The sequence below is a fragment of the Salipiger sp. ABN3_019 genome, assembly GCF_056158605.1.
This window is the reverse complement of record NZ_JBSWTP010000010.1, coordinates 724,926-746,819: the sequence shown is the minus strand read 5'-3', so window position 1 is coordinate 746,819 and position 21,894 is coordinate 724,926. Positions and strand designations below refer to the sequence as shown.

Annotated in this window: 19 protein-coding genes and 1 pseudogene; 10 read left to right on the top strand and 10 right to left on the bottom strand. The window is 65.9% G+C overall.

Going from position 1 to position 21,894, the window contains the following annotated elements; all coding sequences use genetic code 11:
- The first annotated feature begins 3 nt into the window (after positions 1 to 3).
- The gene (locus ACXAD2_RS25500; protein ID WP_475176842.1) at positions 4 to 636 is read left to right on the top strand and encodes an ABC-type transport auxiliary lipoprotein family protein; all 633 of its coding nucleotides are present in this window, start codon (positions 4 to 6) and stop codon (positions 634 to 636) included.
- Between the two features lie 96 nt (positions 637 to 732).
- Positions 733 to 1,017, top strand: a complete 285-nt coding sequence (locus tag ACXAD2_RS25495) for a hypothetical protein (RefSeq protein ID WP_066109941.1) — start codon at positions 733 to 735, stop codon at positions 1,015 to 1,017.
- Between the two features lie 91 nt (positions 1,018 to 1,108).
- Here ACXAD2_RS25495 and choV read toward each other — a convergent pair whose 3' ends face one another.
- The 3 genes from choV to ACXAD2_RS25480 all read right to left on the bottom strand — a co-directional run bounded on the left by choV (position 1,109) and on the right by ACXAD2_RS25480 (position 3,974).
- A complete protein-coding gene (gene choV / locus ACXAD2_RS25490; RefSeq protein WP_475176840.1) occupies positions 1,109 to 2,134 on the bottom strand; it encodes a choline ABC transporter ATP-binding protein in 1,026 nt (341 codons plus the stop codon).
- Positions 2,131 to 2,970, bottom strand: a complete 840-nt coding sequence (gene choW, locus ACXAD2_RS25485; RefSeq protein ID WP_164180391.1) for a choline ABC transporter permease subunit — start codon at positions 2,968 to 2,970, stop codon at positions 2,131 to 2,133. The genes choV and choW overlap by 4 nt, the downstream gene beginning before the upstream one ends.
- Before the next feature lie 83 nt (positions 2,971 to 3,053).
- Entirely contained in the window at positions 3,054 to 3,974 is a 921-nt protein-coding gene (locus ACXAD2_RS25480) for a choline ABC transporter substrate-binding protein (protein WP_475176836.1), read from the bottom strand.
- Between the two features lie 107 nt (positions 3,975 to 4,081).
- Here ACXAD2_RS25480 and betI point away from each other — a divergent pair, with 107 nt between their 5' ends.
- The 7 genes and pseudogenes from betI (at position 4,082) to ACXAD2_RS25445 (ending at position 11,840) form a co-directional block, all read left to right on the top strand.
- A complete protein-coding gene (betI, locus tag ACXAD2_RS25475) occupies positions 4,082 to 4,759 on the top strand; it encodes a transcriptional regulator BetI (protein ID WP_066109932.1) in 678 nt (225 codons plus the stop codon).
- Positions 4,760 to 4,761: 2 nt separating this feature from the next.
- Positions 4,762 to 6,222: a betaine-aldehyde dehydrogenase gene (gene betB / locus ACXAD2_RS25470; RefSeq protein WP_475176834.1), complete on the top strand. Its 1,461-nt coding sequence runs from the start codon at positions 4,762 to 4,764 to the stop codon at positions 6,220 to 6,222.
- Positions 6,223 to 6,233: 11 nt separating this feature from the next.
- Positions 6,234 to 7,892: a choline dehydrogenase gene (betA, locus tag ACXAD2_RS25465; protein ID WP_475176831.1), complete on the top strand. Its 1,659-nt coding sequence runs from the start codon at positions 6,234 to 6,236 to the stop codon at positions 7,890 to 7,892.
- Between the two features lie 133 nt (positions 7,893 to 8,025).
- The gene (locus tag ACXAD2_RS25460; RefSeq protein ID WP_475176829.1) at positions 8,026 to 8,877 is read left to right on the top strand and encodes a glycoside hydrolase family 25 protein; all 852 of its coding nucleotides are present in this window, start codon (positions 8,026 to 8,028) and stop codon (positions 8,875 to 8,877) included.
- A 423-nt stretch (positions 8,878 to 9,300) separates the two neighbouring features.
- A pseudogene (locus tag ACXAD2_RS25455) lies at positions 9,301 to 10,363 on the top strand (methionine ABC transporter ATP-binding protein).
- Positions 10,353 to 11,027 (top strand): methionine ABC transporter permease, encoded by a 675-nt coding sequence (locus tag ACXAD2_RS25450; protein ID WP_066109917.1) that lies wholly within the window; start codon positions 10,353 to 10,355, stop codon positions 11,025 to 11,027. Before ACXAD2_RS25455 ends, ACXAD2_RS25450 begins: the two are co-directional and overlap by 11 nt.
- Positions 11,028 to 11,063: 36 nt before the next feature.
- Positions 11,064 to 11,840: a MetQ/NlpA family ABC transporter substrate-binding protein gene (locus tag ACXAD2_RS25445; protein ID WP_066109914.1), complete on the top strand. Its 777-nt coding sequence runs from the start codon at positions 11,064 to 11,066 to the stop codon at positions 11,838 to 11,840.
- 63 nt (positions 11,841 to 11,903) lie between these two features.
- Here ACXAD2_RS25445 and ACXAD2_RS25440 read toward each other — a convergent pair whose 3' ends face one another.
- From ACXAD2_RS25440 to ACXAD2_RS25410, 7 genes are all read right to left on the bottom strand, one after another.
- Positions 11,904 to 13,160 carry an NAD(P)/FAD-dependent oxidoreductase gene (locus ACXAD2_RS25440; RefSeq protein WP_475176825.1) on the bottom strand — a complete coding sequence of 419 codons (1,257 nt, stop codon included), beginning with the start codon at positions 13,158 to 13,160 and terminating at the stop codon, positions 11,904 to 11,906.
- 179 nt (positions 13,161 to 13,339) lie between these two features.
- Positions 13,340 to 14,224, bottom strand: a complete 885-nt coding sequence (purU, locus tag ACXAD2_RS25435; protein WP_224904642.1) for a formyltetrahydrofolate deformylase — start codon at positions 14,222 to 14,224, stop codon at positions 13,340 to 13,342.
- A 19-nt stretch (positions 14,225 to 14,243) separates the two neighbouring features.
- A complete protein-coding gene (gene glyA, locus ACXAD2_RS25430) occupies positions 14,244 to 15,518 on the bottom strand; it encodes a serine hydroxymethyltransferase (RefSeq protein ID WP_475176824.1) in 1,275 nt (424 codons plus the stop codon).
- 17 nt (positions 15,519 to 15,535) lie between these two features.
- The gene (locus ACXAD2_RS25425; RefSeq protein ID WP_475176822.1) at positions 15,536 to 16,081 is read right to left on the bottom strand and encodes a sarcosine oxidase subunit gamma; all 546 of its coding nucleotides are present in this window, start codon (positions 16,079 to 16,081) and stop codon (positions 15,536 to 15,538) included.
- A gap of 10 nt (positions 16,082 to 16,091) precedes the next feature.
- Positions 16,092 to 19,082, bottom strand: coding sequence for a sarcosine oxidase subunit alpha (locus ACXAD2_RS25420; RefSeq protein ID WP_475176821.1), 2,991 nt, complete (start codon positions 19,080 to 19,082; stop codon positions 16,092 to 16,094).
- On the bottom strand, positions 19,079 to 19,381 hold the full coding sequence (locus ACXAD2_RS25415) for a sarcosine oxidase subunit delta (protein WP_475176819.1): 303 nt from the start codon (positions 19,379 to 19,381) through the stop codon (positions 19,079 to 19,081). Before ACXAD2_RS25415 ends, ACXAD2_RS25420 begins: the two co-directional genes overlap by 4 nt.
- Positions 19,382 to 19,392: 11 nt before the next feature.
- The gene (locus ACXAD2_RS25410) at positions 19,393 to 20,646 is read right to left on the bottom strand and encodes a sarcosine oxidase subunit beta family protein (RefSeq protein WP_475176817.1); all 1,254 of its coding nucleotides are present in this window, start codon (positions 20,644 to 20,646) and stop codon (positions 19,393 to 19,395) included.
- 210 nt (positions 20,647 to 20,856) lie between these two features.
- On the opposite strand from ACXAD2_RS25410, the gene ACXAD2_RS25405 reads away from it, so the two are divergent.
- Positions 20,857 to 21,891, top strand: coding sequence for a GlxA family transcriptional regulator (locus ACXAD2_RS25405; protein ID WP_066109891.1), 1,035 nt, complete (start codon positions 20,857 to 20,859; stop codon positions 21,889 to 21,891).
- Positions 21,892 to 21,894 lie beyond the last annotated feature (3 nt).

The following is a 21,894-nucleotide window of genomic DNA, read 5'->3' as shown; positions in this document are numbered from 1 at the left end:
GATATGTTCCTGTCCCTGCGATCCCTGCCCGCCCGCCTGCCCGCCTTGCTGCTTGCGCTCGGGCTTTCGGGCTGCGGTGCCATTGCCGCGCTCGACGACGCCTCCACGCCGCTGGAGATCTACGAGTTGCAGACCCCGCCTATCCAGCCTTCGGCGGCGCGCGGGCGGCTGGAACTGGTGGTTGAGCCGCCGATTGCCAGCGGCGCGCTCTCGACTGAGCGGATCATGATCCGCCCGGCACCGCTGCAGGCGCAATATCTGCCCGGGGTGCGCTGGTCGGATGAGGCCCCGGCGATGCTACAGACCCTGCTGGTGCGCAGCCTGTCCGAGACCGGCGCCTTCGCCTCGGTCGGGCGAGCGCCCTTGGGGGCGCAAGGGGACTACGCCTTGCTGGGCGAGCTCACGGACTTTCAGGCGCAGGGGGCCGAGGGTGGCGCGGTCGTGCGGATCCGGATCATGCTGCGGCTCGTGCGCGAACGGGACGCCTCTGTCGTGGCGGCGCGCACCTTCGAGGTGACCGAACCCGCCGTAGACACCGAGACCGACACGTTGGTGGCTGCCTTCGACCACGGCACCTCGCGCATTCTGGCCGAGGTGTTGCCTTGGGTCGTCGGCGCCACGCGCGGCGGCGCCTAAGGGCGAGGCCGCGACGCCATGCCGGGCTGACAGCTGCGGGCCCTCGGGCTATACTTCGAGTCTGTCGGGACCGCTGCATTCCTTGGGAGGAGAGGCATGGCAACTGCATCACGACGACTTCTACTGAAATCCTATCGCGCCTGGCTTGAGGCGGACGAGGCCTTTCGGCTTGCACAGCGCCGCGTGGCGGACTTGGTGCCAAGCGCGCGGCAGCATCTCTTCGTGCATATCGGCAATCGCGGCTCGAAAGTGCGCCAGCTTTACAACGCGCGACAGAAGGCACTGGAAACGCTGCTTCTTGCGCGCCAGCAGGTGCTGAAGGAACGCGAGGCGCGGACGCTGAGGCTGCAGACGCAAATGCTGCTGGTCTATCGCCCGTAGGGGTGATCCCTCAGGAAACTCTGCGCCGCACAAAGCAAAGGGAGGCGCCCCGCCGGGCACCTCCCTTCTATCTTTGCTTGCGCGGTAAGCCTCAGCTTTGCGACGCCACCAGCCTTTCGAGCAGCGTCGCGGGCGTCACCAGCCCGACGCGCACCCCGCCGCGCGTGACCGCCACCGGCGCGTTGCGCTCGGTCATACCTGCAGCGAAGTCGAGCACCGGGGTTTCTTCGTCGACCTCCACTTCGGCGACGCCTTCGACCGGCTGCATCACGTCCTTGGCGCGCAGGAAGCTGAGCGGGTTGGAGTGGGCCACGAACTCGGCCACATAGTCGTTCGCCGGATCGCCGGCGATCTCGTTCGGCGTGCCGCATTGCACGATGCGCCCGCCTTCCATGATCGCGATGCGGTTGCCGATCTTGAACGCTTCGTCGAGGTCGTGGCTGACGAAGATGATCGTGCGCTTGAGCTTGGCCTGCAACTCCAGAAGTTCATCCTGCAGCTTGGTGCGGATCAGCGGGTCGAGCGCCGAGAAGGGCTCGTCCATCAGCAGGATCGGTGCCTCGGTGGCAAAGGCCCGCGCGAGGCCCACGCGCTGCTGCATGCCGCCCGACAGCTCGCCGACCTTATTGTCGGCCCAGTCGGAAAGCCCCACGAGCTCAAGCTGTTCGAGCACCTTCTTGCGGCGATCGGCCTTGCCCATGCCGCCCAGTTCAAGACCCAGCCCGACGTTCTCGGCGACCGAGCGCCACGGCAGCAGGCCGAACTGCTGGAACACCATGGCGACGCGCTCGCTGCGGATGCGGCGCAGGTCGGCGGGCGCGGCCTCGGTGACGTTGACGAGGCTGTCGCCCTCGCGCACATGCACCCCGCCGCGCACCACCGGGTTCAGCCCGTTGATGCCGCGCAGCAGCGTCGATTTGCCCGAGCCCGACAAGCCCATGAGCACGAGGATCTCGCCCTCTTCGACGTCGAGATTGCAATCGTGCACGCCCAGCACCTGCCCGGTGCGGTCTTGGATCGTGGCGCGGTCCAGCCCCTCGTCCATCAGCGGTAGCGCGGTGTCCGGCTCTTCGCCGAAGACAATGGAGACATTGTCGATTTTGACAGCGGTGGTCATTTCTTGTCGCCTCCGAAGTTGAGCATACGGTCGAGCAGGATGGCGACCACCACGATCACCAGCCCGCTTTCGAAGCCGAGCGAGGTGTTCACTTGGTTGAGCGCGCGCACCACCGGCACGCCAAGGCCGTCGGCACCCACGAGGGCCGCGATCACCACCATCGACAGCGCCAGCATGATGGTCTGGTTGAGACCCGCCATGATCTGCGGCAGCGCATAGGGCAGCTCGGCTTTGAACAGCACGTCACGGTTGGTGCCGCCAAAGGCGCGGACCGCCTCGGTCAGCCGCTCGGGGGTCGAGGAGACGCCCAGCTGCGTCAGGCGGATTGGCGCGGGCAGCACAAAGATCACCGTGGCAATGAGGCCCGGCACCATGCCGATGCCGAAGAAGACGATCGCCGGGATCAGATACACGAAGGTGGGCAGCGTCTGCATCAAATCGAGGATCGGACGCAGCACCGCATAAAGCCGGGGCCGGTGGGCGGCGGCGATGCCCACGGGCACGCCGATGGCCATGCAGACCACACAGGCCGACAGCACCAGCGTCAGGCTCTCGGTGGTCTCTTCCCAGTAGCCCTGGTTGAGGATGAACAGGAAGCCAAGCGCGATGAAGGCGCAGATCTTCCAGCTGCGCTGCATCAGCCAGGCGAAGGCGACGAAGACAGCGATGATGATGAACGGGTGGGGCTCTTGCAGCACCCAGAGAATACCGTCGATCATGGCTTCCAGCACGACGGAAAGCAGATCGAGAAACCCTTCGGCGTGGTCGCGGATACCTTCGAAGATCGCGGCCGCGAAGTCGCCGACGGGGATTTTATACGAGGTCAGCCAGTCCAAGGCAGCTCTCCTTATCTATGAGAGTTGAGGAGGGAGGCAGGCGCCCCCGCGCGGTCGCGGAGACGCCGGGCACACACCTCGGATCAGAGGCCCAGTGCGGTTTTGACCGCCGGCAGCCCCGGTTCGCCGTCCAGAGTGGTCACGCCGTCGAGCCAGCCGTCAAGAATTTCGGGGTTCGCGGTCAGCCATGTGGTTGCCGCGTCCTCGGCTTTTTCGCCGTCGTTGAGGATCGCGCCCATGATCTCGTTTTCCATCTCGAGGGTGAACTCGAGGTTGGTCAGCAGCTTGCCAACGTTCGGGCATTCCTCGACATAACCGGAACGGGTGTTGGTGTAGACCGTGGCACCGCCGAAGTCGGGGCCGAACCATTCGTCGCCGCCCGAAAGATAGGTGAGGTCGAAGTTGGCGTTCATCGGGTGCGGCTCCCAGCCGAGGAAGACGATCGGCTCGTCCTTCTTCGACAGGCGCGAAACCTGGCTGAGCATCCCCTGCTCGGAGCTTTCCTTGACGTCGAACTCTTCGAGATCGAAGGCGTTGGCCTCGATCATATCCATGATCAGGCGGTTGCCGTCGTTGCCCGGCTCGATGCCGTAGATGGTCTCGTCCAGCTCATCGGCATGGGCGGCGATGTCGGCGAAATCCTTGATCCCAAGCTCGGCACCGGCGGCATTGGTGGCCAGCGTGTATTTCGCGCCTTCGAGATTCGCCCGGACGGTGTCGACCGTTCCGGCCTCACGGTAAGGCGCGATGTCGCCCTCCATCGTGGGCATCCAGTTGCCGAGGAAGATGTCCATGTCGCCCTCTTCCAGCGACACATAGGTCACCGGCACCGACAGAACGCGGGTCTCGGTGTCATACCCCAGCGCTTTCAACACGGTAGAGGTGGCGGCGGTGGTTGCTGTGATGTCCGTCCATCCCACGTCCGAGAACCTGACTTTGGAGCAATCTGCAGCGGCGGCGGTTGCGCAAAGAGCGAGAGCGGAGGTGGTCAGTACGAGTTTCATAGGGTCCCCTTTGGAGGTTAGCGTGATGAAGTCTGAGTTATTGATTGACGAGTCAATTAATGACGGGGTATTCCAGAAAAGCAACCAAAAATCTGTGGGAGCCCCGAATGGCACGCAAATCCGAGGAAGAAAGACGCAGGGATCTGATCGCTGCGACGATCCGCGAGATCGGCGCGTCGGGGACTCTCAACGTCACCACCAGCCAGATCGCCAAAAGCGCCGGTGTCTCGCCGGGGCTGGCGTTCCATTACTTCCACGACAAGGACACGCTGTTTCTGGCAGCGATGCGCTCTATCCTCGCGGAATATAAGGCAGATGTGACGCAGGCTCTGGCCGGGGCCAAAACCCCCGACGAACGTGTGAACGCGATCGTTCAGGCCAGTTTCGGCATGGGCAGCTTCCGCCGCGAGGCGATCTCGGCATGGGTGAATTTTTACGCACTCGCGCTGCGCTCGGAAGAGGCGCGGCGGCTGCTTTACCTCTATCAGCGCCGTCTGCACAGCAATCTCGTCTACGCGCTGCGCCCAAAGATTCGCGAGCGCGCACCCGACGTGGCGCGGCGAATCGGCGGCCTGATCGACGGGCTCTATCTGCGCTACGCGCTAGATACCAAGATGCTGCGCCCGCCCGAGGAAGCCCTCGGCGACGTCGACGGCACAGAAGGCGCTGAACATGTGCTGCGGGCGATCGCCGCCGAATGCACCGAAGTCCACGAAAACGACGACATCTCCATGGCGGAGGCCGATCCCGACCCCATGGCCCCCCTTGCAGGACCCCAGGAGTAAACATGACCACATCCTATCAACCCGCCGGCAGCCACTTCATCAACGGCCGCTACGTCGAAGACACCGCAGGCGAGAAGATCGAGGTGATCTATCCGCACACCGGCGAAGTTATTGCCACCCTGCATGCCGCGACCCCGGCGATCATCAACGAAGCGCTGGCCAGCGCTGAAGCCGCCCAGAAGGCATGGGGCGCGCTGTCGGGCACCGAGCGTGGCCGCGTGCTGCGCAAGGCCGCCGATCTGCTGCGCGAGCACAACCGCGCGCTGTCGGAGGTGGAAACCCATGACACCGGCAAGCCGATGTCCGAAACGCTGATCGCCGACGCCGCTTCGGGCGCCGAGGCGCTTGAATATTTCGGTGGCCTCGCTGGCACGCTGACCGGCGAGCATATCCCCGTTGCGGGCGGCGATTTCGTCTACACGCGGCGCGAGCCGCTGGGCGTCTGCGTCGGCATCGGCGCGTGGAACTACCCGATCCAGATCGCCAGCTGGAAGGCCGCCCCGGCGCTGGCCTGCGGCAACGCGATGGTCTTCAAACCCTCCGAGATGACGCCGCTCACCGCGCTGAAGCTGGCTGAACTGCTGATCGAGGCGGGCGCGCCCGCGGGCATCTTCAACGTCGTGCAGGGCTATGGCCAGGTTGGCGCGTCGCTGGTCACCGACCCGCGCACCGACAAAGTTTCGCTCACCGGCTCGGTGCCCACGGGCCGCAAGGTCTATGCCGCCGCCGCCGAGGGCATCCGCCATGTGACCATGGAACTGGGCGGCAAATCCCCCATCGTCGTGTTTGACGATGCCGATCTGGAAAGCGCCGTCTCCGCCGCGATCAACGGCAACTTCTACTCGACCGGCCAGATCTGCTCGAACGGCACCCGTGTCTTCGTGCAGGACGGGCTCTATGAGACATTCGTCGCCCGCGTCGCCGAGCGTATGGAAAACGCGGTGATCGGCGATCCCATGGATGAGGCCACCACCATCGGTCCGATGGTCTCGGCCCGCCAGCGCGAGATCGTCGAGGGCTACATCAAGAAGGGCGTCGAGGAAGGCGCGCGTCTGGTCAAGGGCGGCAAGCTGATCGACGGCGCGGGCTTCTACATCGAGCCGACGCTGTTTGCCGATGTCACCGACGAGATGACCATCGCGCGCGAGGAAATCTTTGGCCCGGTGATGTCGGTGCTGAAGTTCGCCACCGAAGAAGAGGCGCTGACCCGCGCCAATGACACGCAATTCGGCCTCGCCGCCGGTGTCTTCACCAATGACCTCACCCGCGCGCATCGCGTCGCGGCGGGCTTTGAGGCGGGCACCTGCTATATCAACGCCTACAACCTCACCCCGGTCGAGGCCCCCTTCGGCGGGTCGAAAAACTCGGGTGTGGGCCGCGAGAACTCCAAAGCGGCGATCGAGCACTACAGCCAGTTGAAATCGGTCTACGTCGGCATGGCGCCGACCGAGGCCCCGTTCTGAGGAGGCCCTCAATGCAAGCGGAATACGTCATCGTCGGCGCGGGCTCTGCGGGCTGCGCCATCGCCTATCGGCTCGCGGAAGCGGGCCGAAAGGTCATCGTCATCGAACACGGCGGCACCGATGCCGGGCCCTTCATCCAGATGCCCGGCGCGCTGTCCTACCCGATGAACATGAAGCGTTACGACTGGGGCTATGAATCCGAGCCCGAGCCGCATCTGGGTGGGCGCCGTCTGGCGACCCCGCGCGGCAAGGTGCTGGGCGGCTCCTCGTCGATCAACGGCATGGTCTATGTGCGCGGCCACGCGCGCGACTTCGACACATGGGAAGAGATGGGCGCGCAGGGCTGGGCCTATACCGACGTGCTGCCCTACTACAAACGCATGGAGACATGGCACGAGGGCGGCCACGGCGGCGATCCCGACTGGCGCGGCAAGGACGGCCCGCTGCATGTCTCGCGCGGCAAGCGCGACAACCCTCTCACCCGCGCCTTTGTCGAGGCCGGGGTGCAGGCGGGCTATGAGGCCACCGACGATTACAACGGCCAAAAGCAGGAAGGCTTCGGCCCGTTCGATGCGACCGTCTACAAAGGTGAGCGCTGGTCAGCCTATAAGGCCTATCTCAAGCCCGCCATGGCCAGCGGCAACGTCGAGCTGGTGCGCGGCCTCGCCCGCAAGGTGGTGATCGAGAACGGCCGCGCCACCGGGGTCGAGCTGGAGCGCAAAGGCAAGATCGAGGTGATCAAGGCAGAGGCCGAGGTGATCCTCTCGGCCAGTTCGATCAACTCGCCGAAGATGCTGATGCTCTCGGGCATCGGCCCGGCCGAGCATCTGAAAGAGCATGGCATCGAGGTGGTCGCCGACCGCGCCGGTGTCGGCCAGAACCTGCAGGACCACCTCGAGCTTTACATCCAGCAGGCAGCCACCCAGCCGGTGTCGCTGTTCAAATACTGGAACCTCTTCGGCAAGGCGCTGGTGGGGGCACAATGGCTGTTCACCCGCAGCGGACCGGGCGCCTCGAACCAATTCGAAAGCGCCGCCTTCATCCGCTCGAAAGCCGGCGTGGAATATCCCGACATCCAGTATCACTTCCTGCCCATCGCGGTGCGCTACGATGGCAAGGCGGCGGCAGAAGGCCACGGGTTCCAAGCCCACGTCGGGCCGATGCGCTCGAAATCGCGCGGCGCGGTGACGCTGAAGTCTGGCGATCCCAAGGACGCGCCCAGCATCTTCTTCAACTATATGTCGCATGAGGATGACTGGGCCGACTTCCGCACCTGCATCCGCCTCACCCGCGAGATCTTTGGTCAGGAGGCCTTTGCCCCCTATCGCGGCCATGAGATCCAGCCGGGCGACGCGGTGCAGACCGATGAGCAGCTCGACGACTTCATCCGCGAGCACGCCGAGAGCGCCTATCACCCCTGCGGCACCTGCCGGATGGGCGCGGCGAGCGATCCGATGGCGGTGGTCGATCCCGAATGCCGGGTGATCGGGGTCGAGGGGCTGCGGGTCGCCGACAGTTCGATCTTCCCGCAGATCACCAACGGCAACCTCAACGCGCCGTCGATCATGAGCGGCGAGAAGGCGGCGGACCATATCCTTGGAAAGCAGCCCCTGCCCCGCGACAACGGCCAGCCGTGGATCCATCCCGACTGGCAGACCTCGCAGCGCTGACCCCTGCCCCACGTCGCCGCCCGCGCGGCGGCGTGGACGCAACGTTTGGTCATCCCCCAATGTTGCACAACTACATGATGCCGTGAATCGATTTTCGCGTTACGCTCGCCTCAGGCAAGAGCAGGACAAGAAGATGATCACGACATCCCCCAGACCATGGGTCCGGGCGGGCGCGATGATCGTCGCACTCGCAGCGACCCTTGGCGGTTGCGGCAGTTCGGCGCCACGCACCGCCACCCTTTCCGCCAGCGAAACGCAGGCGCTCTACATCCGCGAAAACCGTGCCAGCGGCATCCCCCGCCGCTTTGGCGACACCGATCCCCATGCTTGGGGTGCGATCGGCCCCTCGCGTTACCCGGTGCACGGGCTCGATGCGGCGCGATATCAGGGGATGATCGACTGGCGCGAGGCCCGCGACGCGGGCATTCGCTTCGGCTATCTCAAGGCGACCGAAGGCGGGGATCACATCGATCCGGCCTTCGCACAGAACGCCGCCGGGGCGCGGGCCGCGGGCGTGCCGGTGGGGGCCTATCACTTCTACTATTTCTGCCGCGCGGCGCGCGAGCAGGCGGCATGGTTCATCGCCAATGTCCCGAAACGGCGCGGAGATCTGCCGCCGATCCTCGACATGGAGTGGAACCACCTCTCGCCCACCTGCCGCATCCGCCCGCCCGCGGATGAGGTGCGCGCCAGCATCCGCGAGTTCTCCCGCATCGTCGAGCGCCACTACGGCACCGCCCCGGTGATCTACACCACGCCCGACTTCTACGCCCGCAACGATCTGGGCTCGCTGCGCGGGGCGGAGTTCTGGCTGCGCTCGGTCACCGCGCATCCGTCAGAGCGCTACCCCGACGAGCGCTGGAGCTTCTGGCAGTACACCGGCACCGGTCTGGTGCCCGGGGTGCGCGGGCCGGTGGATCTCAATGCCTTTGCCGGGAACGAAGCGAATTGGCGGGCCTGGCTGGCGGCGCGCAGTCAGGGATAGCGCAACGAAAGCCGGGCCAGCGCCTGCCCGTGGGTTGGCGCGCCGCCCCTCTGCCCGGGCGACCAGCCCGGCCCGCGCCCGACCCTCCCCATGGGAGGGCGCATTGGCAACGCCGCCCGGCTGTTCTCATAGCGTAAAGGCTTGTTAGATAAACCGCATTGCACCAGCCTTGCGCCGCGCCCATCCAGGGTCGGGCGCGGCCCTCAGCGTGTAAAAAGAACATTCTCCGGCCCCTTCCGCCGCGCGGCGAACAGTGCCCGTGCCCTGCGCCACACGCCGGAACAGCCTCCTGCCCCTCTGCCATGATACACTCTCGCGCACAGGCGGCCCGCGCGCGCAGGCGCCCGGCAGGGCTTGCGTCCCCGGCCCATATCCGGTCTACCGCGCCGCAAGGGGGAGGCCGGACGAAAACGAGAGACTTGGATGGCCGAAGTACAGACATCAGGTGCCGCGATCACCTTCGACAAGCTGGGAAAGTCCTTTGACAAAAAGGGCTCCGGCACCGTCATGGCGCTCGAGGATGTGAACCTCGACGTCGCCCCCGGCACGATCACCGGGATCATCGGACGTTCCGGCGCGGGCAAATCGACACTGCTGCGCATGGTCAACGGGCTCGAGCAGCCGACCTCGGGCACGGTCACCGTCGCCGGCCATGACGTCGGTCGCGCCGGCGCCGCGGACTTGCGGCGGAATCCGCCGCGAGGTTGGGATGATCTTCCAGCACTTCAACCTGCTGAGCTCGCGCACGGTTTACGGCAACGTCGCCCTGCCGCTTGAAATCGCAGGCGTGCCCGGTGCCGAGATCAAGCGGCGGGTCAACGACCTCATCGGGCGCGTCGGCCTCGAGCAGTTCAGCAACCGCTACCCGGCAGAGCTTTCGGGCGGGCAGAAGCAGCGCGTCGGCATCGCCCGCGCGCTCGCCACCCAGCCCAAGGTGCTGCTCTCGGATGAGGCCACCTCGGCGCTCGACCCCGAGACCACGCAGACCGTGCTGAAACTGCTGGCGGATATCAACCGCGACCTCGGGCTGACCATCCTGCTGATCACCCACGAGATGGCCGTGGTCCGCGACATCGCCAGCCATGTGGCGGTGATCGACGGCGGCAAGATCGTCGAGGCGGGCTCGACCTATGAGGTCTTTGCCGACCCCAAGCATCCGACCACGCGCTCTTTCCTGTCGGGCATCACCGGCATCACCCTGCCAAGCTTTGTCGCCGGGAATCTGCAGGCCGAGCGCCCGCAGGGCGACAGCCACGAGGTGATCCGCATCACCTTCGCCGGGACCCATGCCACCGATCCGATGCTGGCCAAGCTCACTTCCGAGCTCGGGATTCCGGTCAATATCCTCGCAGGCGCGATCGAAGAGATCGGCCCGCACCCCTTCGGCAACCTGCTGGTCTCGGTCGATGCCACCCGCGGCGCCGAAGCCCGCGCTTATCTTGAACGTCACGAGCTGCTCACGGAGGTGCTGGGCTATGTCGGCTAACCTCATCAACCTGCTGATCGAAGCCACGCTTCAGACCCTCTATATGGTCGCCATCTCCGGCGCGCTCGGCACGCTGTTCGGCCTGCCCATCGGCGTCTATCTTGCGGTGTCGCAACGCGGCGAGCTGCTGTCCTCGCCTTGGGTGAACAAGGTGCTGGGGCTGATCGTCAACGCGACGCGCTCGGTGCCCTTCATCATCCTCGTGGTGGCGATCATCCCCTTCACCCGGCTGATCGCGGGCACCTCAATTGGCACCAGCGCCGCCATCGTGCCGCTGACCATTGCCGCCGTGCCCTTCATCGCGCGTCTGGTCGAGAACGCCATCCGCGAGGTCGACAGCGGCCTCATCGAAGCCGCCCGCGCCATGGGCGCCACGCCGCTGCAGATCATCCGCAAGGTGCTGATCCCCGAGGCGCTGCCCGGCATCACCCTTGGCCTGACGCTCGCGCTGGTCAGCCTCATTGGCTACTCGGCCATGGTCGGCGCGGTCGGCGGCGAGGGTCTTGGCGATCTCGGCATTCGCTACGGCTACCAGCGCTTCATGCCCGAGGTGATGCTGGCGGTGGTCGTCATCCTGATCGTGCTGGTCCAGCTCGTGCAGTCCCTCGGCGAGGGGCTGGCCAGACTGGTCGACAAGCGCGCGCCGCGCAACCGCGGCCGCTGAACCAACAATAAGAACGCAGATGGAAGGAGAATTCCCATGAAGCGTATGATCCCCCTCGTCTCCGCGCTGGCGCTGATCGCCGGCACCGCGATGGCCGAAGACATCAAGGTTGGTGTCTCGCCCGGTGAGCACGCCGAGATCATGGAAGAAGTCGCCAAGATCGCCGAGCCCATGGGCCTTAACATCGATGTGGTCGAGTTTTCCGACTACGTGGTGCCGAACCAGGCGCTGGCCGATGGCGATATTGAGGCCAACTCGTTCCAGCACGAGCCCTATCTGGACAACCAGATGAAGGACCGCGGTTTTGAGCTGGCGCCGATCGCGACCACCATCACCACCCCGATGGGCGTCTATTCGGACAAGATCACCGCGCTCGAGGACTTCCCCGAGGGCGGCACTATGGGCATCCCCAACGATCCCACCAACGGCGGCCGCGCGCTGCTGGTGCTGCAGCAGCTTGGCCTGATCAAGCTGGCCGAGGGCACCGGCCTTGTGCCGACGGTTCTGGACGTGGTCGAGAACCCCAAGGACATGCGCTTCCAAGAGCTCGACGCCGCGCAGCTGCCGCGCTCGCTGGCCGACCTTGATGCCGCGCTGATCAACACCAACTACGCGATCGCCTCGGGCCTCTCGCCCAAGGAGGACTCGATCGCCATGGAAAGCGCCGACAACCCCTATGTGAACATCATCGTCGTGCGTCAGGGCGACGAAGAACAGCCTTGGGTGAAGCCGCTGATCGATGCCTATCACAGCCCCGAAGTGAAGGCCTTCATCGAAGAGAAATACCACGGCACCGTGCTGACCTCCTGGTAAGCATCGCGCCGCATGGCATTGGAAGGGCGGGCTTTCGGGCCCGCCTTTTTCTTTGTCGCACGGTCAGCGGTCCAGCCGGTCGCGCAGCCGGTAGTAATGAATGCCGATCCCGCCATAGACCCGGTGCAGCCCATGCAGCGGCAGCGCGGGGATCGTCGGCAAGGGCCGGATCGGCAGCGGCGCGCCTTGCGCCAGATGCGCGGCAAACGCCTTGCCGATCGCCACCGACAGCGCCACGCCGCGGCCGTTGAACCCTGTCGCCGCCAGCAGGCCGGGCGCGGGCGCGCAGATGCGCACGCGGTGATCGGGTGTCATGCCGACGCGGCCAAACCAGCGATGCGCGATGGTGAAGCCCGGACCGAACAGCGCGGCCAATTCCGCATCTAGTTCAGCGAAATCGGCCTCTCTGCGCGGGTCGGCGAAGCTGCCCCGTCCGCCGATCATCAGCCGGTTCTCCGGGCCGACGCGGAAATAGGTGCCGACGCGCCGGATCTCAGAGCAGACCGCGCCGCCCGGCAGGATGCGCTGCAGCTGCTCCGCACTCAGCGGCGCGGTGGCGATCTGAAAGCTGTTGGCGGGAACCGTGGCCCGCGCCAGCCGTGGTTCGAGCGAAGATGGCGTGTAGACATTGCTGGCCAGCACGACGCGATCTGCCTCGACCAATGCGCCATTCTCTAGCCGCGCACGCCATCCAGTGCCGACCCGCTCCAGCGTCGTCACCGGCGTCTTGGCGAAGACCTCCGCCCCCGCCGCACAGGCCGCGGCGATCAGCCCGTAGACCAGCTTCAGCGGATGGACCTTGCCAGCGCGGCGGTCGATCCAACCGCCCTGAAACCCATGCGCGCCGGTGGCCTGTGCCATTGCCGGACCATCCAGCCAGTCCACTGGAGCGCCGCGCGCCTGCCACTGCGCCATGCGCGCGCGAAGGCCCGGCAGATGCACCTGCTTGTTGCCCGCCTGTATCCAGCCCGCCCGCTGCGCGTCGCAGTCGAGGCCGAGCCGGTCCACCAGCGCAAAGAGCACATCGGCGGTCGCCCCGGCGAACTCCGTGGCCTGCGGCCCCCAAAGCCGGTCGAGCGTCTCGGGATCGTCCTTCAGCCCCGGGATCACCTGCCCGCCGTTGCGGCCAGAGGCACCAAAGCCGGGCTCACCCGCTTCGAGCAGCACAACGCCAACGCCCGCCTCGGCCAGATGCAGCGCGGTCGAGAGCCCCTGCAGCCCGCCGCCGATCACCAGCACGTCGGTGCGGCGGCTCTCGGTCAGGGCGGGCAGTTTCGGCGCGTCGGGGGCCGTAGCGGCCCAGAGGGACTGAAAGATCATCGCAGGTTCCGCAAAGCTTCGGCGGGCACGGATCGCCCACCCCATCGCCAGCCTGCGCGCCGCTGGCGGCGCTGTCGAGCCGCGGCATCACCGGGCGGCACGCCACCCCCGCAAACCTGTTTCATTCCGGTGACTTGCCGCCCGTTCTTGAGGCAGATTGGGTTCCGCCCCTATGCGCTTCAGCCCATCCGTTCCGAGGCGTATTCGCCGGGGCTGGCCGGGAAGACGATGGTCTTATTGCCATTGAGGAAAACCCGGCGGTGGATGTGCGCGTGAATGGCCCGCGCCAGCACCTGACTTTCCACGTCGCGGCCCAGCGAGACGTAGTCCGAGGCGCTCTGCGCGTGGGTCACGCGGATCACGTCCTGTTCGATGATCGGCCCCTCGTCGAGATCGGCGGTGACATAGTGCGCCGTCGCGCCGATCAGCATCACCCCGCGCTCGAAGGCCTGCTTGTAGGGGTTAGCGCCCTTGAAGCTGGGCAGGAACGAGTGGTGGATGTTGATGATCCGCCCCGACATCTCGGTGCACATCTCGTCGCTCAGCACCTGCATGTAGCGCGCCAGCACAACCAGTTCCGCACCGCTCTCGCGCAGGATGCGCATCTGCTCGGCCTCGGCCTCGGGTTTGTTCTCTTTGGTGACCTTGACGCAGTAGTAGGGAATGTCGTGGTTCACCACGACCTTTTGGTAATCGAGGTGGTTGGAGATCACCGCCACGATCTCCACCGGCAGCGCGCCGATCCGCGAGCGATAGAGCAGATCGTTCAGGCAATGGCCGAAACGGCTGACCATGATCGCGACCTTCATCTTCCGGCGCGGGTCGTGGAAGGCGAACTCCATGTCCAGATCCGCCGCGATCGCGGCAAACCCCTCGGCCAGTGCCTCGCGGCTGTGGCCCGCTTCGGAACTGAAGCTGAGGCGCATGAAGAAACGGTCGTTGCCGAGGTCCGAGAATTGCGCGCTGTCGTGGATGTTGCAGCCCTGCTCGGCGAGATAGGTGGAAATCGCCGCCACGATGCCGGTGCGGACGGGGCAGGAAACGGTCAGGATGATCTGGGTCATGGGCGTCTTTCGTCTCGGCTCAGAGGTCGGCGGAATAGATCGGGAAATCGTCGCAGAGCGCCCGGACCTCGGCGCGCACCTTGGCTTCGACCTCGGCATCGCCCTCGGGGCTGTGCGAGAGCGCGTCGATCACCCGCAGGATCAGGCTGCCAATGAGTTCGAACTCGGCCTCGCGGAAGCCGCGCGTGGTGCCCGCCGAAGTGCCCAGACGGATGCCCGAGGTGACGAAGGGCTTCTCCGGATCATTGGGGATGGCGTTCTTGTTGCAGGTCAGTCCCGCCCGTTCGAGCGCGACCTCGGCCAGCTTGCCGGTCACGCCCTTGGGCTGCAGATCGACCAGCACCATGTGGCTGTCGGTGCCGCCCGATACGATGCCAAGCCCGCCAACCAGCAGCACGTCCGCCAGCGCCTTCGCGTTCTCGATCACCTGCCCGGCGTAATCGGCGAACTCGGGCTGCAGCGCCTCGCCGAAGGCCACCGCCTTGGCGGCGATCACATGCATCAGCGGGCCGCCCTGATTGCCCGGGAAGACCGCCGAATTGAGCTTTTTCGCAAGCGCCTCATCGTTGGTGAGGATGACGCCGCCGCGCGGGCCGCGCAGGGTCTTATGGGTGGTCGAGGTGACAACATGGGCATGCGGCACCGGGTTCGGGTATTTGCCACCGGCGATGAGCCCGGCGTAATGCGCCATGTCGACCATGAGGTATGCGCCCACCTCGTCAGCGATCTTGCGGAACCCTTCGAAGTCGATCTGCCGCGGATAGGCCGAAGCGCCCGCGACGATCAGCCTGGGCTTGGTCTCGAGCGCCTTTTCCCGCACCTTCTCCATGTCGATCAGGTGGCTGTCGGCGTCGACCTCATAGGACACCACGTCGAACCATTTGCCCGACATGGTGACCGGCGAGCCGTGGGTCAGGTGCCCGCCGTGCGCCAGCGACATGCCCATGATCCGGTCACCCGGCTGCAGCAGCGCAAGGAACACCGCCTGATTGGCCTGCGCGCCGGAATGCGGCTGGACGTTGGCATATTCCGCGCCGAAGAGCTGCTTGAGCCGGTCGATGGCCACCTGCTCGACGGTATCCACATGCTCGCAGCCGCCGTAGTAGCGCTTGCCCGGATAGCCTTCGGCATATTTGTTGGTCAGCACCGACCCCTGCGCCGCCATGACGCTGGCCGAGACGATGTTTTCCGAGGCGATAAGCTCGATCTGGCTTTGCTGGCGCTCCAGTTCGGCAGACACAGCGGTCGCGATGACGGCATCGGAGATGCCGCCTTTGGGCAGGCGGTCGAACATTGAATTATCCCTTCAGGTCAGAGGGTTTCGGCAGCAAGTTCACGTGCGCCGACCTGCAGCAGATGCAGCAGGTGCGGAGCGAAGCTGTTCCAGACGTCCATGCGGAAACGGTCGTCGGCGTCGCGCCAGAGCGTGACGGTGGCCCCATCAAAGAGCGTACGGCGTGCAGAGCCCACGGTGATCCCGTCGATATCGCGGGCGCAGCCGATGGTCATCAGTTCGGCGGCGCGCGGCCCCTCGATGACAAAGGTCACCTCGCGGGCCGAGATCTCCACCAGACTGTGCGGCAGGGTCGCGTAGACCCCGGCGCAGGCCTCGGTCACGGGCGCGGCCTCGGCGGCCAGCAGCAGCCACTCGTCGGGACCAAGGCAGGCCACCTCGACAGCACCCTTCACGGTCTCGCCGATCTTGCGCGGCAGCGCGACCCCAAGGGCCTGTTCGAGCGGCGCCAGATCGCCGCGGGCCCGCAGCGAGAAGCGCACCTTGGGCAGAACCGAGCTGACCTTGGCAGCCGAGGTTTCGACCTGCGTGGCGGGCGGGAAGGCGGAAAGCGGAGCGTTCATCAGGGCCTCCTCAGATCTTCAGACGGGCGTTTTCGGGATCGACGAAGATCGTCGAGGTGATCTTGGCGGCAATGGTGCGGTCGGGCATCGGGATGTGCACGGTCTCGCCCATCCGGTCGTGCCCGCCCTGCACCAGCGCCAGCGCGATAGGACGGCCCGCCGCGTCGGAGTGGTACGAAGACGTCACATGGCCGACCATGGTCATCGGGATCGCCTGCTTGGGGTCGAAGACGATCTGCGCGCCCTCTTCGAGCTTGCTGTTGTCCTCGGTCAGCAGACCGACCAATTGCTTGCGATCCTTCGACACGAGGTCGGGCCGCGCGAGGCCGCGCATGCCGACGAAGTCGGGCTTTTTCTTGCCCACGGCCCAGCCCATGCCCGCGTCATAGGGCGTGACGGTGCCGTCGGTGTCCTGACCCACGATGATGTAGCCCTTCTCGGCGCGCAGCACGTGCATCGTCTCTGTGCCATAGGCGCAGATGTCGTACTGCTGGCCTGCGTCCCAGAGGGTTTCCCACAGCTTGCGGCCCATGGGGGCTGGCACGTTGACCTCGAAACCGATCTCGCCGGTGAAGCTGACGCGGAACAGCCGCGCAGGCATACCCGCGACAGTGCACTCCACGCAGGACATATGCGGGAAGGCTTCTTCGGTGAGTTCCACACCTTCGACGAAGGGCGCGAGCAGCTTGGCGGCGTTCGGGCCGTTGAGCGCGATGGTGGACCATTGCTCGGTGGTCGAGGTCAGCCAGACGTTGAGGTCGGGCCACTCGGTCTGCAGGTAGTCTTCCATCATGTTGAGCACCCGCGCGGCACCGCCGGTGGTGGTAGTGACGTGGAACTTGTCGTCACTCATGCGGCCGATGACGCCGTCGTCGCGGATGAACCCATCGTCACCGCAGAGCAGGCCATAGCGGCAGCGGCCCGGCGCGAGCTTGGTCCACGGGTTGGTGTACATGCGGTTCATGAACTCGACCGCATCGGGGCCGACGACCTCGATTTTTCCCAGCGTCGAGGCATCGAAGATGCCGACGCTGGCGCGGGTGGCGCGGCACTCGCGGGAAACGGCAGCCTCCATGTCCTCGCCCGCTTTGGGGAAGTACCACGCGCGGCGCCACTGGCCCACCGGCTCGAAGACCGCGCCGCTCTCTTCGGCCCAGAGGTCGATCTGGGTCTTGCGGGTCACCTCAAAATGGCTGCCTCGGTGATAGCCTGCGAAGGCGCCAAAGCTGGTCGGCGTATAGGGCGGGCGGAAGGTGGTCAGACCGACCTGAGGCTGTTTCTTTCCAAGCGCATCCGAGGCGATGTTAAGCCCGTTGATGTTGGACATCTTGCCCTGATCGGTGGCCATACCGTTGGTGGTGTAGCGCTTGACGTGCTCGATCGAGCGCATGCCCTCGCGCACCGCGAGACGCAGGTCCTTGGCGGTCACGTCGTTCTGGTAATCGACGAAGGCCTTGGCCTTGCCGGGGCTGCGATCGGTCGGCAGTTCCTTATGCGACACGCCGGTGCCGGGGCGATCCTCGGCGACGGCATAGGCGCGGGTCTCGCCGGATTTGCCGAGCGCCGCCACGACCTCCCGGCCTTTCTCGGCGCCGTCGTTCAGCACCGCCTCGATGCCCCAGAGACCACGGCTCGCGCCCGCGATGACGCAATCCTCGGGGGTGCGCTCGGGCAAGAAGGTGGTGCGGTCGTCGTCCCAGGCCAGCGTGCCCTTGGTGTGCGAGAAGAGGTGCAGCGAGGGGGTCCAGCCGCCCGACATCAGCACCGCGTCGCAGGCGATATCCTCGCCCGAACCGACAGCGCCGCCCGAGACCGGGTTGATGCGGATCGAGCTCACCCGCAGGCGGCCCTTGGTGGCGGTGGCGGTGCGGCCCAGCTTGGTCGGGATGCCGCGCGCGCGGGCCCCGGCCAGCAGCGCCTCGGAGACACTGTCGCGGGTGTCGGCGATCGCCTGCACCTTGGCGCCTGCGTCCGACAGATCGAAAGCGGCGTACCATGCGCTGTCATGCGAGGTCAGCACGACCGGGCGCTGGCCCACCAGCACGCCGTAGCGGTTGAGGTAGGTCTGCGCCGAGCCCGCCAGCATCACGCCGGGGCGGTCGTTGCCGTGGAACACCAGCGGCTTTTCCAGCGCGCCCTGCGCCAAAACCACCTGCTTGGCGCGCACGCGCCACAGACGCTCGCGCGGGGTGTCGACGGGCTGCTGCGCAAGGTGGTCGGTGAGACGCTCGCACAGGCCGATGAGGTTCTGGTGGTAGTAGCCGATGGCAGTGGTGCGGGTCATCACCTTGACGCCCGCCGCTTTCAGCGCGGCCAGTTCCGAGGCGATCCAATCCCACGCGGCGGCGCCGTCGATCTGCGCCTGCGGCTCCGAGAGCAGCGTGCCGCCCACTTCCGCATTCTCATCGACCAGCACCACCTTCAGACCCGCGTCCGCAGCGACACGCGCGGCGGCGAGGCCCGAGGGACCGGCGCCGACGATCAGCACGTCGCAATGCAGGTTGCGCGAGGCGTAGCTGTCGGGGTCTTGCTCGGTCGGGCTGACGCCGAGACCGGCAGCGGCGCGGATGAAGGGCTCATAGACCTTATCCCAGAAGCTGCGCGGCCACATGAAGGTCTTGTAGTAGAAACCCGCCGAGAACAGCATGTAGGCGGCATCGTTCACCGCGCCCACGTCGAACTTCAGGCTGGGGTATTTGTTCTGCGAGGTGGTCTCGAGCCCGCCCCAGATCTCCTGCACCGTGGCGCGGGTGTTCGGCTCAAAACGGCCGGGGCCGCGGCGGGTGCCGATGAGGGCGTTGGGCTCTTCAGACCCGGCCGCCACCGGCCCGCGCGGACGATGGTATTTGAACGAGCGGCCCATCAGATGCACGCCATTGGCGAGCAGCGCCGAGGCGACGGTGTCGCCCTCAAAGCCCTGATAGGTCTTGCCGTCGAAGGTGAAGTTCACCGGGCGGGTCTGATTGATCCTGCCCTTGCCGGAAACGCGGGTGCTGCTCATTTCTGGCCCTCCTTCAGCGCGGTGAGATCGGGACGGGGCGCGCCCGCCTCATAGGTGGTGAGGAATTTGTCCGTGATGGTGTTGCGCACGGCGTTGAAGAAGCGCCCGCAGCCATGCATGTGGCGCCAGCGTTCGAAATGATCGCCCTTGACGTTGTCACGCATGAACAGGAACTGCTGCCAGTCGTCGTCGCTCATCTCCGAGGGGTTTTCCGGGCGGGCGATATGCGCCTCACCGGCATAGGTGAACTCGACCTCGGGCAGCGTCTCGTCGCAATAGGGGCAATGGATCAGAAGCATGGTCGTCGTCCTTAGTGAGCTACTGCCGCGGCGGCGGCTTCGTCGATCAGGCGCCCGGTGCGGAAGCGGTCGAGCGAGAACGGCGCGTTGATCGGGTGCGGCTCGTCCTTGGCGATGGTCCATGCAAAGACATGGGCCGAGCCCGGCGTGGCCTTGAAGCCGCCGGTGCCCCAGCCGCAGTTGACATAGAGGTTCTTCACCGGGGTCTTGCCGATGATCGGCGAGCGGTCCGGGGTGTTGTCGGTGATCCCCGCCCATTTGCGCAGCATCCGCATGCGGTTGAAGATCGGGAAGACCTCCGAGATCGCCGCGATGGTATGCTCGATCAGCGGCAGGCCGCCGCGCTGTGAGTAGCTGACGTATTGGTCGGTGCCCGAGCCGATCACCAGCTCGCCCTTGTCGGACTGGCTGCAATAGGCGTGCACGGCGTTGGACATGACCACGCAGGGGAAGATCGGCTTCACCGGCTCGGAGACCAGCGCCTGCAGCGGCATGCTCTCCAGCGGCAGGCGCACGTCGGCGGTCGCCATGACCTGCGTGTTGTGACCCGAGGCCGAGACCGCGACCTTCCCCGCCTTGATGAAGCCCTTCGCCGTCTCAACCCCCGCGACGGACCCATCGGCATTGCGGCGGATCGCCGTCACGGCGCAGTTCTGGATGATGTCGACGCCGCGCGCCGCCGCGCCGCGGGCATAGCCCCAGGCCACCGCATCGTGCCGCGCCGTGCCCGCGCGCTCCTGCAGCGCGCCGCCCATGACGGGATAGCGGGCGTCCTTGGCGATGTTGATCGGCGGGCAGTATTCCTTGCACTCTTCCGGGGTGAGCCAGCGGTTGTCGACGCCGTTGAGACGGTTGGCGTGGACGTGGCGCTTGAAGCTCTGCACGTCGTGCACGTTGTGCGCCAGCATCAGGCAGCCACGGTTGGAATACATGACGTTGTAGTTCAGTTCCTGCGAAAGGTTCTGCCACAGGTCCACCGAGTGATCGAACAGCCGCGCGCTCTCGTCATAGAGGTAGTTCGAACGGATGATCGTTGTGTTACGCCCGGTGTTGCCGCCGCCGAGCCAGCCCTTGTCGATCACCGCGATATTGGTGATCCCGTGCTGCGTCGCAAGGTAATAGGCCGCGCCGAGGCCGTGGCCGCCCGCGCCGACGATGACCACGTCATATTCGGCTTTCGGCTGGCTGTCGGGCCATTGCTCGGTCCAGTCCTTGTGACCGGTGACGGCGTTCTTGAGGAGGGTGAAGGCGTTGAAGCGAGTCATGGGCGGCCCCCGCTGGAGTGAGTGTGCTGGCAAAAGTGCTAGAGGATCGTTCCGGCCTGCATGTGAAGAATTGCGCCAGCAGAAATGAACTGGAGCGTCAGGCGTGAAATTTTTGATAAGTCCAGGGTAGCCGGGCGGAGCAGTGCGTCGCCCTCTTCCCCACCCCCTCGCCCTCATGTACAATTCCGCCAAACCGTGAAGATTCCCGCCATGCCCCCTGCCCCGAGCCGCTCACAGAAACGCCTGCGTGTCGCATTCCTCCTTGCCGACAAGTTCACCCTTTCGGCCTTTGCCAATTTCGTCGATGTGCTGCGCCTCGCCGCCGACGAGGCCGATCATTCGCGGCCGATCCTCTGCGACTGGACGGTGCTGTCGGACACGCTCGAGCCGATCCGCTCAAGCTGCGGTGTACGGGTGCAGCCAGAGACCCGCCTGCGCAGCGCCGAGAGCTATGATTACCTTGTGGTGGTCGGCGGGTTGATTAGCGACGAGGCCGCGCTCAACCCCGCCGAACTGGCCTTCCTGCGGCGGCAGGCGGCTGCCGGTGTGCCGATCGTGGGCCTGTGCACCGGGGTCTTCATCCTGCACCAATTGCATCTTCTCGACGGTTACCGCTGCTGCGTCAGCTGGTTTCACCATCAGGATTTCATCGACCGTTTCGAGGCCGAAACCCCTGTGTCGGACCAAATCTTCGTCGTCGACCGCGACCGGCTGACCTGCTCGGGCGGCCATGGCGCGGCGCATCTGGCGGCCTTTCTGGTGCAGCGCCACATCGGCCAGTCGGCGGCGATCAAAAGCCTCAACATCATGATGATCGACGACGCGATGAGCGGCGAGAAGGCGCAGCCGGGCCAAGCGCTCACCCGCCGCGCCAGTGACGAGTTGGTCAAACGCGCCGTGCTGCGGATGCAGCAGCATCTCGAAATGCCGAAATCCATCGACGAGTTGGCGCGGGATCTGGGCGTCGGGCGCCGCACGCTCGAGCGGCGCTTTCTCGCGGACCTCAAGCAGACGCCGCTGAAGGCCTATCTCGAGTTGCGGCTGGAACGGGCGCTGAACCGGCTGCGCACCACCGACGCCTCGGTGACCGAGGTGGCGCTGGCCTGCGGCTTCTGCGACGGGCCGCATCTGTCGCGCACGCTGAAGGCCGAGCGCGGCGTGACCCCCGCCGAATACCGCAAGGCACAAAGCGGCGGGGCCGAGGATCAGATGGCGGTCGGCGTGCTTTTGCCGGGCCCGGACTGAGTG

What these genes read in the sequence shown, in the direction of transcription:
- ACXAD2_RS25500 (WP_475176842.1), top strand. Translation starts at nt 4, where the DNA reads ATGTTCCTGTCCCTGCGATCCCTGCCCGCCCGCCTGCCCGCCTTGCTG.
- ACXAD2_RS25495 (WP_066109941.1), top strand. Translation starts at nt 733, where the DNA reads ATGGCAACTGCATCACGACGACTTCTACTGAAATCCTATCGCGCCTGG.
- choV (WP_475176840.1), bottom strand. Translation starts at nt 2,134, where the DNA reads ATGACCACCGCTGTCAAAATCGACAATGTCTCCATTGTCTTCGGCGAA.
- ACXAD2_RS25480 (WP_475176836.1), bottom strand. Translation starts at nt 3,974, where the DNA reads ATGAAACTCGTACTGACCACCTCCGCTCTCGCTCTTTGCGCAACCGCC.
- betI (WP_066109932.1), top strand. Translation starts at nt 4,082, where the DNA reads ATGGCACGCAAATCCGAGGAAGAAAGACGCAGGGATCTGATCGCTGCG.
- betB (WP_475176834.1), top strand. Translation starts at nt 4,762, where the DNA reads ATGACCACATCCTATCAACCCGCCGGCAGCCACTTCATCAACGGCCGC.
- betA (WP_475176831.1), top strand. Translation starts at nt 6,234, where the DNA reads ATGCAAGCGGAATACGTCATCGTCGGCGCGGGCTCTGCGGGCTGCGCC.
- ACXAD2_RS25460 (WP_475176829.1), top strand. Translation starts at nt 8,026, where the DNA reads ATGATCACGACATCCCCCAGACCATGGGTCCGGGCGGGCGCGATGATC.
- ACXAD2_RS25450 (WP_066109917.1), top strand. Translation starts at nt 10,353, where the DNA reads ATGTCGGCTAACCTCATCAACCTGCTGATCGAAGCCACGCTTCAGACC.
- ACXAD2_RS25445 (WP_066109914.1), top strand. Translation starts at nt 11,064, where the DNA reads ATGAAGCGTATGATCCCCCTCGTCTCCGCGCTGGCGCTGATCGCCGGC.
- ACXAD2_RS25440 (WP_475176825.1), bottom strand. Translation starts at nt 13,160, where the DNA reads ATGATCTTTCAGTCCCTCTGGGCCGCTACGGCCCCCGACGCGCCGAAA.
- purU (WP_224904642.1), bottom strand. Translation starts at nt 14,224, where the DNA reads ATGACCCAGATCATCCTGACCGTTTCCTGCCCCGTCCGCACCGGCATC.
- glyA (WP_475176824.1), bottom strand. Translation starts at nt 15,518, where the DNA reads ATGTTCGACCGCCTGCCCAAAGGCGGCATCTCCGATGCCGTCATCGCG.
- ACXAD2_RS25425 (WP_475176822.1), bottom strand. Translation starts at nt 16,081, where the DNA reads ATGAACGCTCCGCTTTCCGCCTTCCCGCCCGCCACGCAGGTCGAAACC.
- ACXAD2_RS25420 (WP_475176821.1), bottom strand. Translation starts at nt 19,082, where the DNA reads ATGAGCAGCACCCGCGTTTCCGGCAAGGGCAGGATCAATCAGACCCGC.
- ACXAD2_RS25415 (WP_475176819.1), bottom strand. Translation starts at nt 19,381, where the DNA reads ATGCTTCTGATCCATTGCCCCTATTGCGACGAGACGCTGCCCGAGGTC.
- ACXAD2_RS25410 (WP_475176817.1), bottom strand. Translation starts at nt 20,646, where the DNA reads ATGACTCGCTTCAACGCCTTCACCCTCCTCAAGAACGCCGTCACCGGT.
- ACXAD2_RS25405 (WP_066109891.1), top strand. Translation starts at nt 20,857, where the DNA reads ATGCCCCCTGCCCCGAGCCGCTCACAGAAACGCCTGCGTGTCGCATTC.